The sequence below is a fragment of the Leuconostoc holzapfelii genome, from assembly GCF_012396485.1.
GTDB lineage: Bacteria > Bacillota > Bacilli > Lactobacillales > Lactobacillaceae > Leuconostoc > Leuconostoc holzapfelii.
In genome coordinates, this window is record NZ_JAAXPO010000005.1 from 94,063 (window position 1) to 107,410 (window position 13,348).

13 protein-coding genes are annotated in these 13,348 nt (G+C 45.0%); 12 read left to right on the forward strand and 1 reads right to left on the reverse strand.

Translation table 11 applies throughout. The annotated features are described in order from the left end of the window. Window positions 1–7: 7 nt before the first annotated feature. The 12 genes from HF966_RS05575 (at window position 8) to HF966_RS05630 (ending at window position 12,773) form a co-directional block, all read left to right on the forward strand. Window positions 8–1,057 (forward strand): Gfo/Idh/MocA family oxidoreductase, encoded by a 1,050-nt coding sequence (locus HF966_RS05575; RefSeq protein ID WP_168676969.1) that lies wholly within the window; start codon window positions 8–10, stop codon window positions 1,055–1,057. A 99-nt stretch (window positions 1,058–1,156) separates the two neighbouring features. After that, on the forward strand, window positions 1,157–2,044 hold the full coding sequence (locus tag HF966_RS05580; protein WP_168676971.1) for a DMT family transporter: 888 nt from the start codon (window positions 1,157–1,159) through the stop codon (window positions 2,042–2,044). 116 nt (window positions 2,045–2,160) lie between these two features. Further along, window positions 2,161–4,014 carry a translation elongation factor 4 gene (gene lepA / locus HF966_RS05585; RefSeq protein ID WP_168676973.1) on the forward strand — a complete coding sequence of 618 codons (1,854 nt, stop codon included), beginning with the start codon at window positions 2,161–2,163 and terminating at the stop codon, window positions 4,012–4,014. Continuing rightward, window positions 3,998–4,795: a GTP-binding protein gene (locus HF966_RS05590; RefSeq protein WP_168676975.1), complete on the forward strand. Its 798-nt coding sequence runs from the start codon at window positions 3,998–4,000 to the stop codon at window positions 4,793–4,795. Before lepA ends, HF966_RS05590 begins: the two co-directional genes overlap by 17 nt. Window positions 4,796–4,804: 9 nt before the next feature. Next, window positions 4,805–5,875, forward strand: coding sequence for a zinc-binding alcohol dehydrogenase family protein (locus tag HF966_RS05595; RefSeq protein WP_168676977.1), 1,071 nt, complete (start codon window positions 4,805–4,807; stop codon window positions 5,873–5,875). Further along, entirely contained in the window at window positions 5,872–6,768 is an 897-nt protein-coding gene (prmA, locus tag HF966_RS05600; RefSeq protein WP_168676979.1) for a 50S ribosomal protein L11 methyltransferase, read from the forward strand. The genes HF966_RS05595 and prmA overlap by 4 nt, the downstream gene beginning before the upstream one ends. Further along, a complete protein-coding gene (locus tag HF966_RS05605) occupies window positions 6,750–7,487 on the forward strand; it encodes an RsmE family RNA methyltransferase (protein ID WP_168676981.1) in 738 nt (245 codons plus the stop codon). Before prmA ends, HF966_RS05605 begins: the two co-directional genes overlap by 19 nt. Window positions 7,488–7,576: 89 nt before the next feature. After that, window positions 7,577–8,014, forward strand: a complete 438-nt coding sequence (locus tag HF966_RS05610) for a hypothetical protein (protein ID WP_168676983.1) — start codon at window positions 7,577–7,579, stop codon at window positions 8,012–8,014. A 148-nt stretch (window positions 8,015–8,162) separates the two neighbouring features. Next, entirely contained in the window at window positions 8,163–9,785 is a 1,623-nt protein-coding gene (locus HF966_RS05615) for an ABC-F family ATP-binding cassette domain-containing protein (RefSeq protein ID WP_168676986.1), read from the forward strand. A gap of 72 nt (window positions 9,786–9,857) precedes the next feature. After that, complete coding sequence (locus HF966_RS05620; RefSeq protein ID WP_168676988.1) at window positions 9,858–11,018, forward strand: hydroxymethylglutaryl-CoA synthase; 1,161 nt, start codon at window positions 9,858–9,860, stop codon at window positions 11,016–11,018. 78 nt (window positions 11,019–11,096) lie between these two features. Continuing rightward, window positions 11,097–11,369, forward strand: a complete 273-nt coding sequence (locus tag HF966_RS05625) for an ACT domain-containing protein (protein ID WP_168676990.1) — start codon at window positions 11,097–11,099, stop codon at window positions 11,367–11,369. 60 nt (window positions 11,370–11,429) lie between these two features. Further along, window positions 11,430–12,773 carry a PFL family protein gene (locus HF966_RS05630; RefSeq protein ID WP_168676991.1) on the forward strand — a complete coding sequence of 448 codons (1,344 nt, stop codon included), beginning with the start codon at window positions 11,430–11,432 and terminating at the stop codon, window positions 12,771–12,773. Window positions 12,774–12,796: 23 nt separating this feature from the next. Here HF966_RS05630 and HF966_RS05635 read toward each other — a convergent pair whose 3' ends face one another. Next, on the reverse strand, window positions 12,797–13,228 hold the full coding sequence (locus tag HF966_RS05635; protein WP_168676992.1) for a hypothetical protein: 432 nt from the start codon (window positions 13,226–13,228) through the stop codon (window positions 12,797–12,799). Between the last annotated feature and the right edge of the window lie 120 nt (window positions 13,229–13,348).

Consider the following 13,348-nt stretch of genomic DNA (forward strand, 5'->3'; position numbering starts at 1 on the left):
ATTTGAGATGTTAAACATTGCTTATGTCGGTTTTGGAAAAAGCACGAATCGTTATCATTTACCTTATTTGAAATTACGTTTAGACCAGTTTAAAGTCGGCCGTATTGTGACGCCGACTTTGGGGAAACGGCCGGCTGACCAAGCTTTTTGGGAAGCAACTGGGACTATCTTTTCTACGGACATCGCAGATATCATCAATGATGAACAAATTGACCTTGTTGTCGTGGTGACACCTTCTGCCAGCCATTTTTCAGTGACCAAACAATTATTGGCTGCTGGGAAAAACGTCTTAGTTGATAAGCCAATGGCCGCCAATCTTGCGGAGGCACAAACGTTAATTGAGTTGGCAAAGGCACAACATCTCTTTTTGATGCCTTATCAATCCCGTCGATTTGATAGTGATTTTTTGACAGTGCAACATGTTTTGCAGCAAGGGTACTTGGGTCGATTAATTGACCTAGAGGTGCATATGGACCATTACCGGCCGGATGCCGGGGTCACCTCAGGACCAAAAATTGATGGGTCATTGTTTGGCCATGGCGTGCATTTAGTGGATCAAATTGTGAGCTTACTTGGTTCGCCGCACGCGGCTACTTATGATTTACGTGCGGCACGCGAAATTGGGGCGACCGTAGATGATCAGATCGAAGTGAATTTATTCTATGATCAAGCGGTGAAAGCCACGCTGCAAACAACTGAATTGGCAATGGTTCAATATCCGAAATGGCAATTACGCGGCACCAAAGGCACGTTCATTAAATATCAAGTTGATGAGCAAGAAAATGATCTTAAAGCAGGTATCATGCCTGGGACAGCCGGCTTTGGTCTGGATGCGCCGCAGAATTTTGGGCAGCTCGTCTACTTGAATCAGAGTGGCGATCGTATTGAAAAGCACTTGCCAAGTTTACCCGGTGATTATGGTCGCATTTATGACAGTATCTTTGATACCTTGACACATGGAGCGCCCAAGTTGGTGAGCGATGAGCAAATGTTAACTGTCATGCAAATTTTATCAGCCGGTGATTTAGAAAATAGTCCACGTGTGGTAAAATTTTAATCATTGATAGTAAAAGGAGTTTGGCAGCTTGCCGAACTCTTTTCATTTGTGTGGGATGCGTCTCTGCGCGGCCTGCGAGAAAAAGATAATGGAGTCATGATGACAAATAGAACAAAGGGCTTGATGTTTGCAATGCTTGGCCCATTGCTTTGGGGCATCAATAGTGTGGTGGTCAATATGCTGTTTGCGCAAGGCGTGGACGCCCACTGGTTTGCAACGTTTCGCATGTTGCTCGCCGGAGCGGTGTTATTGATCTGGGCTTATACAAAACAAGGGCCAAAAATTTTTGCGCCGTTTAAACAATGGCGTGATGCCGGTCATTTAGTGGTGTTTTCATTTTTAGGGATGCTTTTTGTCCAATATACTTATATTATGGCCATTCAGGCTGGTAACGCTGCCACGGCGACGGTATTGCAATTTACCAATCCGATTATGATTGCCATTGTGCTGGCCATTAAACATTGGCAATTGCCGGCGCGACAGGATGTTGTCGCCATCGTATTTGCTGTGGTCGGGACGCTGTTAATTGCGACTCATGGTCAAATTGGCACCCTCGCGATGACGACGCCCGCCCTGGTCTGGGGATTATTAGCTGGCGTTGGCGCGGTCTTTTATACGTTGTTACCGCAGAAACTCATTGCAAAATTTGGCGCGGTGACAGTCAGTGCTTGGGCGATGACGATCAGTGGCTTGGGCATTAATTTTGTATCGCCCGTCTGGCATCACGCCCCGGTCTGGCGAATATCTGTGATAGGGTTACTGGCGTTCTCAATTTTAATTGGCACAGCCTTTGCCTACGTGGTGTTTATCCAAAGCCTTGCATGGATAAAACCGACTGTTGCCAGTACATTAGGCGCATTAGAGCCTTTGATGGGCACTGTTTTAAGTATTTTGATTTTTCAAATTGCCTTCGGTGTGGCTGATTTGATTGGTTCGTTGCTGATTGTCAGCACGGTCTTTATTCAAGCGATGCGACGCACAATTTAATGCCAAGCGTGAGTGATGTGAGAAATCGCGTTGGCTCACGCTTTTTTAGTCGTTTTCATGATAAAATGGATGAGACAGAATAATTGAAAGAAAGCGCATCTTGGCGCGAATTAACCATGACAGAAATTAATTTAGAACAACTGCAAGCCAGACAAAAACATATCCGTAATTTTTCAATTGTGGCACATATTGATCACGGGAAATCAACGATTGCTGATCGTATTTTAGAGCACACACATACTGTGGCCGAACGTGATATGCAAAATCAATTGTTGGATACAATGGATCTAGAGCGTGAACGCGGGATTACGATTAAGCTTAATGCCGTTGAAGTACACTATGATGCCAATGATGGCGAAACTTATATTTTCCATTTAATTGACACACCAGGACACGTTGACTTCTCATATGAAGTCTCTCGTTCATTGGCTGCCGCTGAAGGCGCAATCCTTGTTGTCGATGCATCACAAGGTGTGGAGGCGCAAACGTTGGCCAATGTTTATTTGGCCTTAGATAATGATCTGGAAATTTTACCCGTCATTAACAAGATTGATCTACCCGCAGCTGATGCAGAAAAAGTCCGGACAGAAATTGAAGATGTGATCGGGATTGACGCCTCAGAAGCAGTGTTGGCTTCAGCCAAAAAGGGCATTGGAATTCCAGAACTTTTGGAAAAGATTGTGACGGACTTACCGGCGCCAACTGGCGATTTGACAGCGCCATTACGTGCTTTGATTTTTGATTCAGCCTATGATGCGTATCGTGGCGTGGTCGTTAACATGCGTGTGCGTGAAGGGATTGTGAAGCCTGGCGATAAGATTCGCATGATGAATACTGGGGCTGAATATGAAGTCAATGAAGTCGGCGTCATGTCACCAACTGCACAAAAGCGAGAGTATTTAATGGCCGGTGATGTTGGTTACTTGACAGCCTCTATCAAAGACATTCATACGACACATTCCGGTGATACGATTACCAGTGTCGCCAACCCGGCTTCTGAACCGCTGGCTGGTTATAAGCCAATGACACCAATGGTTTATTCCGGTTTGTATCCTTCAGACAATGCCAAATATACCGATTTACGTGATGCCTTAGAAAAGCTACAACTCAACGATGCTGCATTAACTTTTGAACCCGAAACATCGCAAGCCCTCGGCTTTGGCTACCGTGTTGGCTTCCTTGGCCTGTTGCACATGGATGTGATTCAAGAACGGCTAGAACGTGAGTTTGATTTAGATTTGGTGACGACTGCACCGTCGGTAACTTATCGTGTATTAACCAATGATGGGGAAGAATTAGCCATTGAAAACCCTTCTGAAATGCCTGAAGCATCAAAAATCAAGGCGATTGAAGAGCCTTATGTTGATGCGCAAATTATGGTGCCAAACGATTACGTCGGCGCCGTGATGGAATTGGCCCAGCGCAAGCGTGGTGAATTTGAAACAATGGAATATTTGGATGAGACGCGTGTCAACGTGAAATATAAAATTCCGCTCTCCGAAATCATTTTCAATTTCTTTGACAAGCTCAAATCCAACACCCGTGGTTATGCCTCACTAGATTATGAAATTTCGGGGTATCGGCAATCAGATTTGGTCAAGATTGATATCTTGCTCAATTCGGAAAAAGTGGATGCCTTAAGCTTCATCGTCCACCGCGATTTTGCTGCGGAACGTGGCCGAGTCATCACATCCAAGTTGAAAGAAATTATTCCGCGGCAAAACTTTGAAATTCCAGTCCAAGCAGCCATTGGGGCAAAGATTTTGGCACGGACCAATATTAAAGCCTATCGTAAGGATGTGACGGCAAAGATTCATACCGGTGATCCAGACCGTCGTGCAAAACTATTGGATAAGCAAAAACGTGGTAAAGCGCGCATGAAGTCCGTTGGCACCGTTGATGTGCCACAAGAAGCCTTTATGGCCGTGTTGAAAACGGAGGATGATTCCCAGTATGCCCGAGGAAACTAAAGAAAAAACAAAATCACGCGTTGCAAAATATTGGGGTGGCGCACAACAAACCTTTGCGCAGCGTTATCGGGGGATTATTGTCACTATAGCAGTTGTTATGATGGTTGCTGTGGTTGGTTTTGCTGTGGCGCGCATCGGGTTTAATTATGATGGTGTCAGCCAAGCATCGCGGCAAAAGTTGGCCAAAAAGGATGCCAATATTGCCTTGCAATTTGGGTTGACTGGCCAAACGTCTGCCCCTGAGGTGAATCAGGTGGTGACCTTGTCGCAAGCAGCCTGGCAAAAAGAGATTACCAACAGCGTGCAGCAGGCCCTTAACCATGGAGATGAGGTCGCTGATCAGGTCACTTTTGATGGTAAAAACTATCAAAAAGCACAGGTCATGACTGCCTTATCACAACATTATATGGCCACGTTACAACAAAACCGTCATTATCAAATTGATGAGATCATGTATGATCGCTATCATAATGCGACGGTGACTTACACCGTTGTGCCGATTAATTTACCTGAGGCGCAGAAAAAAATCCAAGACTTTGTCACGGGCGAACTGAATAAAAAAGCTGATGACGTCCAAAAGTTATCCGCCCCCCAGTTGCGGCTCGTATCCTATGCAATGGTCTCAGATAATTGGGATAATATCTTAAACAATCAGTTACCAACAGCTAAACCCGTACAAGCCAAAATGAAATTACTTTATGCGAGTCGCTGGCAATCGGCGCAATATCAAGTGGCTAAAGACACGCTCAATCATATTTTAAATACTGGACTAGCAGAGTAGGAGTTGCAGATGTCATTATTTGATACGTTTAAACAATTATGGCCATTTGGCCAAGGTAAAATGCGTGCAGTTGGCTTTGACCAAGCCTTGGCAATCGACCATCCAAGTGTTTTTATGGCCAAGACAATTGCGCGGCCCCGACCAGCGGCAGATCAGATTTTGGTTAAAGTTGCTGCAAGTGGCGTGAATCCAGTCGATTCCAAAATGCGTCAAAACTACACAGCTACGGGAAAATTTCGTGTGCTTGGGTTTGATGCAATGGGTGAAGTCGTTGCAATTGGCGCTGACGTATCAAATTTTGCTGTCGGCGATCAAGTGTTTTATGCCGGCACACAGGGGCAACAAGGCGCACATGCTGATTATCAGGTGGTTAACGCGCAATTGGTTGGCCATGCGCCACGCGTACTCGATGCTGCTCAAACGGCAGCATTACCCTTGACGACAATTACTGCCGTTGAGATTTTACGCGATGCGTTTGGTTTTCGAATGATTGCCCAGGCTGCTGCTGGGAAAAGTATTCTAATTTTAAACGGTGCAGGGGGTGTGGGGTCAATGCTCATACAACTCGCCAAATATTTGGGCATGACTGTCATTACGACAGCATCGCGGCCTGAATCTGTGCATTGGGTCAAAAAGATGGGGGCAGATTATATTCTTGATTATCATCAAGATATTCAAAACCAGTTAAACAAAATCCAACACGAGCAAGTCGATTTTATTGCTATTTTGCAAGACACAACGGCCTATTGGCCTTTGGTTTTGAGCGCAATTCGCCCTTTTGGTCGGATTGCCAGCATTGTTGAAACGACTGCGCCAATTGATATGGGGCCACTTAAAAATATTGGGGCACAGTTTAGTTGGGTCTTTATGTTTGCCAAAGGCAACTTTGGGGTTGATATGGCATCACAAGGCGAGGCACTCAACCTTGTTGCAGAATTAATCGACCGACAAGTGATTAAAAGTACACTGACCCAAACCTTGTATGGGTTAACCGTTAAAAATTTGCAACAAGCTACCGCAATGGTCGAAGCGGGCCACATGGTTGGCAAAGTTGTTATCAGACACGAGGATATAGAATGAATTGGCAAGCCGTACAAATCACCACGCAGAACCAGGCGATTGAAGCCGTATCAGAAATTTTTTTAAGCGTCGGCGCCCAAGGTGTTCAAATTGACGATGAATCAGATGTGCAAGTGATTGCTTATTTTGAAGCAAATGACCAATTCCCAGCGATTGTGACAACTATCCGCACAAGGCTAGCGGCGTTGGCAAATTTTGGGATTGATGCATCACCTGCAACGATCACAATTGATGGGATAGCGCAGTCGGATTGGGAAAATAATTGGAAACAATACTATCATGCCCAACGTATCACACGGCATTTAACCGTGGTCCCATCATGGGAAACGTTCACACCTGTGCAAGCTGAGGAAAAACCAATTATCATGGACCCTAAGTTGGCTTTTGGGACAGGGACGCATGAAACGACCCAGCTCATGATGGAAGCTTTGGAGACAGTTGTGCGTGGTGGTGAAACTATGATTGACGTTGGCACCGGATCAGGGGTATTAGCGGTGGCCGCTAGACAACTAGGTGTCGGACACATCCTAGCAACTGATATTGATGAGATGTCGGTTGCAGTGGCCAAAGAAAACCTGGCTTTAAATCCAGTCGCCGCAGATATTCCTGTTATTGCTAGTGATTTGTTGGCGGACGTCGCAACGGCACCCGTCGATTTAATTGTGGCTAATATTTTGGCTGATGTGATTGCCCGATTGATTCCACAAACGGTATCACGCTTGAAGCCAACCGGTTATTTCTTGGTGTCTGGGATTTATGATGCCATTGCACCTGATATCCAGGCTCAATTAAATGCCGCAGGATACCGAATTGTGCAAAAGTCGCAAATGGGTGAGTGGCATAGTTATATCGCCCAGCAAAAGGAAGCAGAACCATGCAACGATATTTTCTAAATCAAACGATTCATGATCAGATTATCTTGACGGATGACCAAGATATTTATCAACATTTTGGAAAAGTCATGCGCGCACGGGTGGGTACACAGGCTGAATTTGTCAGCCAAGACCAACAGGTGATGATCGGCGAAGTGATTGCAATGACGCCAAAAACGATGACTTTAGCTGTGGTTTCACAGGTGGCAGCTGAAGTGGAATTACCCATTCAAGTGACACTCATTGTTTCACCACTTAAAAATGACCGTTCAGATTGGTTTGTCCAAAAAGCTACCGAACTGGGGGTTCATCGGATTGTGTTTACGACCATGACCCGAACGGTTGCTGACTGGCAGAAGCAACAAGAAAAAAAGGCTAAGCGTTTAGCTAAAATCGCCCAAGCGGCTGCCGAACAAGCCCATCGTCTGATGATTCCGGCCATTGACTTTTTACCCTGGTCGACGGTATTAAACTTACCCAAACAAGCTGGCATTGTGGCTTGGGAAGAATCTGCCCGCGACGGGGAAGTTGGGACACTTGTTCAGTCAGTAACCTCTTTGCCAACTGGCGCTAATCTGGCAATGGTGTTTGGCCCTGAGGGGGGCTTGTCTGAGGCAGAAGTGCAGGCACTTGAAGGCCACGGATTTGAACCTGCTGGCTTAGGGCCACGGATATTGCGTGCCGAAACGGCACCACTTTATGCCTTATCGGCAATTAGTGTTTTAAAAGAATTGCATTAAACTTTTATCACAAAAGTTTATTTAGCTAGGATAATACAACGCATTGTATTATAATGAAAGTAGAAAAATGTTGTTGAAGGTGGTCACACATGAAGAAAACTTTTAAAAAATATTATGGCTATCAATGGTTGGCGGCCGTGTTATTGGGTTGGGGCTTACCTTTTTTGGGCGACCTTGCTGGGTGGGACAGCCTGCATAAAGTTGTCTATTTGTACTTGATTATTAATGGTGTTTACATGTTGTATTTGGGTTACGCTGTTCGCCAACGTGGCTACGCTCCATTTACCTTACTGTTGATGCCGTTGGTTTTTGCCCTTGTGTCAACGTTTTGGCTGGGAATTGTTTCGGATTTGTATGGTTTTTATCTCAGTATCATGTATCTTGTTCTAAGTTTGTTTACCTTTTTTGGTGATACACGCGATGATCCCGATGAAAATCTGATTCCAATTGAAAATGGTTTTCATGACCTTGATTCGGAAGAATCAGAAGTGTTTCAAATGCCAGTTGAGGGTGGCTTTAAATCATAAAAACATTTTGGTTTTTAATGGACAAAAGTTATGAAAAAGCGCGACCTTTCGCGCTTTTTCTGTTATAGTTATAACAGGTATTTTTACATCACTGTGCCATGTGTGTCGTATCAATGAGACGCGTATGGCGACAACGGAGGAAATTTAATTGATCACAGTTTCAGACATGAGCTTCAGCTTTGCTGGCCCTAAATTATATCAAGATGTTAACTTAAAGTTGACCCCTGGTAACACCTACGGCATTATCGGTGCCAATGGTGCCGGTAAGTCAACTTTTTTGAAGTTATTACAAGGTGAATTGCAACCAACTGAAGGTGTGATTGCGATTGGTGAAGGTGAACGGATGTCATCTTTGCAGCAAGACCACTTTGCTTTTGATGAATTTACCGTGTTGGACACAGTGATTCAAGGTCACAAGCGTTTGTATGAAGTCAAGACGGAAATGGATGCCATTTACGCCAAGCCAGATTTTAATGATGAAGATGGTGTACGTGTCGCGGATTTGGGTGCCGAATTTGAAGAACTTGATGGTTGGAACGCCGAAGTCGAAGCGGGTCAATTGTTGAGCAAATTAGGAATCCCAGACGACATGCAATACACCATGATGGGTGAATTGACTGAAAATGATAAAGTGAAGGTGCTGTTAGCCCAAGCTTTGTTTGGTAACCCAGATATTTTGGTGCTTGATGAACCAACCAACGGTCTGGATGTGCAAACAATTAACTGGTTAGAAGATTTCTTGGCCGATTTCCCGAACTTGGTGATTGTGGTCTCCCACGACCGTCACTTCTTAAACGCAGTGTCAACCAACATTTTGGATGTGGACTTTGGTAAAATCACGCCATTCGTTGGAAACTACGACTTCTGGCGCGAATCTTCTGAATTGGCGCAACGCTTGGCTTCTCAGCAAAATGCTAAGAAGGAAGAACAAATCAAGCAATTGCAAGAATTCGTGGCGCGTTTCTCAGCCAACGCCTCAAAGTCAAAGCAAGCAACTGCACGTAAAAAGCAATTGGATAAGATTACGCTTGATGATATCAAGCCATCATCACGTAAATACCCATTCATCAACTTCCCAATGAATCGTGAAATGGGAAATGACATGGTTCGGGTCGAGAACGTGTCTAAGACAATCGATGGTGAAAAGGTGCTTGACAACATTTCATTTATCGGCCGTCCTGGTGACAAGATTGCCATCTTGTCACGTTCTGATTTGGCGACGACAACGTTGATGCAAATTATTGCTGGCACACTTGAACCAGATACGGGCTCAGTGACTTGGGGTGTGACAACCTCACAATCATACATTGCCAAGGATTTGAACGATAACTTTGACAATCAAGAAGCGACTATCTTAGATTGGCTCCGTGATTTTGCCGAAGAAGATCAAAAGGACAATACCAGCCTTCGTGGTATGCTGGGACAAATGTTGTTCCGTGGTGATGATTCTTTGAAGCAAATCAAAGTCCTTTCTGGTGGTGAAAAGGTGCGCATTACTTTAGCAAAGATGATGCTTTTGAAGGCCAACGTCTTGCTCATGGATGACCCAACAAACCACTTGGATTTGGAATCAATTCAATCACTCAATGATGCCGTAGTCAACTTTAAGGGTGGCATTATTATGACTTCTCACGATCACGAGTTCTTGGCCACAACTGCCAACCACGTGATTGAGGTTTCTGCTAAAGGCGCGGTTGATCGAGTTGATACCACGTATGATGAATTTATCTCAACGGAAAGTATCCAAGAAAAGGTCAAGGAACTTTATTAAGCTGCGTGTCATGCACGCGACAAAGGGCGTCTTGCGACGCTTTTTTGCGTCAGCAGAGGAAAGTAGTAAATTATGAAAATAGGGATCGATAAGATTGGTTTTTATACGCCGAACTATGTGTTGGATTTAACAGCCTTGGCACATGCGCGCGGGGATGAACCAGAAAAATATACCCTTGGTATCGGCCAATCACAACAAGCCGTGGTGCCCAACTATGAAGACGTGGTCACAATGGGTGTCAATGCGGCACAAAGTATTTTAACTGATGAAGACCGCGCTGCGATTGATATGGTGATTTTTGCCACGGAGTCAGGCATTGATAATTCAAAATCCGCGGCAGTCTACGCTCAAAAGTTGTTAAACCTGTCTGAGTTTTCGCGTACCATTGAGTTAAAACAAGCGTGCTATGCCGGGACTTTTGGTTTAATGCAGGCGCGCGATTATGTGACACTACATCCAGAAAGACGGGTGTTAGTCATTGCTTCAGATATTGCGCGCTATGGCTTGGCGACACCAGGTGAAGTGACGCAAGGGGCCGGGGCCATTGCGATGGTTGTGGCCAGTGCGCCTAAAATTTTAGCGATTAATTCAGATTCAGTTTATATGAGTCGTGATGTTGCCGATTTTTGGCGACCCGTCGATCGTGAAGAGGCCTTGGTAGATGGGCATCTGTCAACCGACGTTTATAAGGAAATGTTTTTGACACTTTGGCAACGTTATCAAAAAGCGACACAGCATGTCCTGGATGATTTCGCTGGCTTTGCCTTTCATTTGCCATATACAAAAATGGGCAAGAAGGCGCTCGATCAAATTATGACCGAAGCAACGCCTGTACAACAAACACGTTTGGCGACAAATTTAACTGCCAGTCAAGTTTATAGTCGCCAAGTTGGGAATTTATATACGGGGTCGGTTTATTTGAGTTTGCTCTCACTTTTGAGTCATGCCACAGATTTGGTAGCCGGAGAGGATTTGGCGGTCTTTAGCTATGGTTCTGGAGCTGAGGCTGAATTGTATTCGGTCACTTTGCAGGACAACTTTGCTGATTACGTCCCTAAAACCATGACGGATGCCCTATTGGCAAAGCGACAATTAGTCAGTGTTACTGAATATGAAAAAATATTTCAGTCACAGTTGTATGATTCACACGTGGATGCGCACACACAAGCAGTTGCTGATGCGAAAACAGCCCAGTTTTTAGGTTGGCAAAATGGTGAACGCCAATACCGCTAACAGACTATTATAAAATTAATGACAGGTGAACGCGTATTATTGTATAATACATAAATAACTTTTAAAGAGGATAAAATCGTGGCAAAAGCAGTTGTAACAGTCGTTGGGAAAGATAAGCCGGGCATTATTGCCAGTGTTGCCCAAACCTTAGCAGCACATGATGTGAACATTTTGGACGTGTCTCAAACAATCATGTCAGATATCTTTACAATGAGTATGCTAGTTAATTTGGCAAATTTAGATGAAACCTTCAATGGTTTGCAAGATGACTTGAATGCACTTGGCCAACAATTACACGTTGAAATTCATACGCAACGTGAGGAAATTTTTGACGCCATGCGTCGCGTTTAAAACACACCGTTTGGTGTTATTTTAATGTGCCATTGGTTAATGGCCAAACTAGGAGAAGTCATGGAAACCACGCAAATTACAGAGACAATTAACATGGTTGCCGAAGAGCATTTGGATATCCGAACTGTGACAATGGGGATTTCACTGCTTGACACGGTTGCTGGCACACCCGCAGCCACGGCAAAAAACATTTATGATAAAATTACGACTTATGCAAAAGATTTAGTGGCAGTTGCCCAACAAATCGAACGTGAATTTGGGATTCCAATTACTAATAAGCGCATTAGTGTGACGCCAATTGCATTGATTGCTGGGAAGGCGACCCCAGATGAAATGTTGTTATACGCCCACGCTTTGGATGACGCGGCTAAAACAGTTGGCGTTGACTTCATCGGGGGTTATTCTGCGCTAGTGCAAAAAGGGTTTGCCAATGGCGATTTGGCCTTAATTAAGTCATTACCACGTGCCTTAACAGAAACTGATTTGGTTATGTCAAGTGTCAATATTGGTTCATCCAAGGCCGGGATTAACCTAGATGCTGTGAAATTAATGGGCGAGACCATTAAAGCCATCACCGATAAGTCAGACACGGCCAATGCAAAGTTGGTGGTGTTCGCCAATGCGGTGGAAGATAATCCATTCATGGCGGGGGCTTTTCATGGTGTCACTGAAGCCGATGTGGTGATTAACGTCGGTGTGTCTGGCCCTGGTGTGGTGAAGCGGGCCTTAGAAAAGGTCAAAGGTGAGCCGATTCACATCGTTGCGGAAACGGTTAAAAAGACAGCCTTTAAGATCACGCGAGTCGGTCAAATGGTTGGTGCGCTAGCAGCTGAACGTTTGGGCGTAGAATTTGGCATTGTGGATTTGAGTTTAGCGCCAACGCCCGCTCGTGGCGATTCAGTGGCAGAAGTCTTGGAAGAGATTGGCTTAGAAATGGTTGGGACACACGGGACAACAGCTGCTTTGATGCTGCTCAATGACGCGGTGAAAAAAGGTGGCGTGATGGCGTCACAACGTGTCGGTGGGTTGTCAGGGGCCTTTATTCCGGTGTCTGAAGATGCGGGCATGATTGATGCGGTCGAAGCTGGGATTTTGTCATTGGCCAAGCTAGAAGCGATGACAGCTGTCTGCTCGGTTGGTTTGGATATGATTGCTGTGCCTGGTAATACGTCGGCAACGACGATTGCAGCCATGATTGCGGATGAGGCCGCAATTGGGGTGCAAAACAACAAGACAACAGCGGTCCGTGTCTTACCAACCAACGGGACTAAAGTTGGCGACATGGTTGATTATGGTGGCTTGCTGGGGACAGCGCCGGTGATGCCGGTTGTACCCAAGTCGAGTGCTGATTTTATTAATCGTGGTGGCCATATTCCAGCGCCAATTCACTCATTTAAAAACTAAAAAAAGCGCCTTGAGCGCTTTTTTTAGTGGATTTGAGTTGGTTGCGTGATGGCTGCCGCACCTTGTTGACTGTTGGCTTGGAAAAACATAATGGTGATATAAACTAATAGAATCACAATCACCAGGCTGACCAAAAGGCGAATGGGGTGTTGAATCAAGGCTTGTAATAATGGTCGGCGCGTTGTGTGTTGCGTTTCGGCCTGAATTTCAGTCATTTCTGCTGTCAGCGCATAGGCAAAACTATCGGCGTCAACCGCTTTTGGTGTGGCTTCATAAGGCACGATGGAGACTTCACGTGCTATGGTTTCTTGCCGTGAAGGACGCTGCTGATGTTTTGCATCGCGGTTTGAGAGAATATTAGCCCGAAACGCGACAATACTTTCGTGAACACGCTGCTGGCGGGTAATGACCGTATTACGTAACTGTTCAAATGGCGTTTGAATAGGAATTTTCATCAGCTGCTCCTTAATGTCTTTTCTCATTTTTAACGTAAAGTTAAGCTACTTATATCATAGCGAACTCAAAGCCACTCAGGGTAATTTTTGACTGATTGTAACCAAATTTAAAGCTTCTTA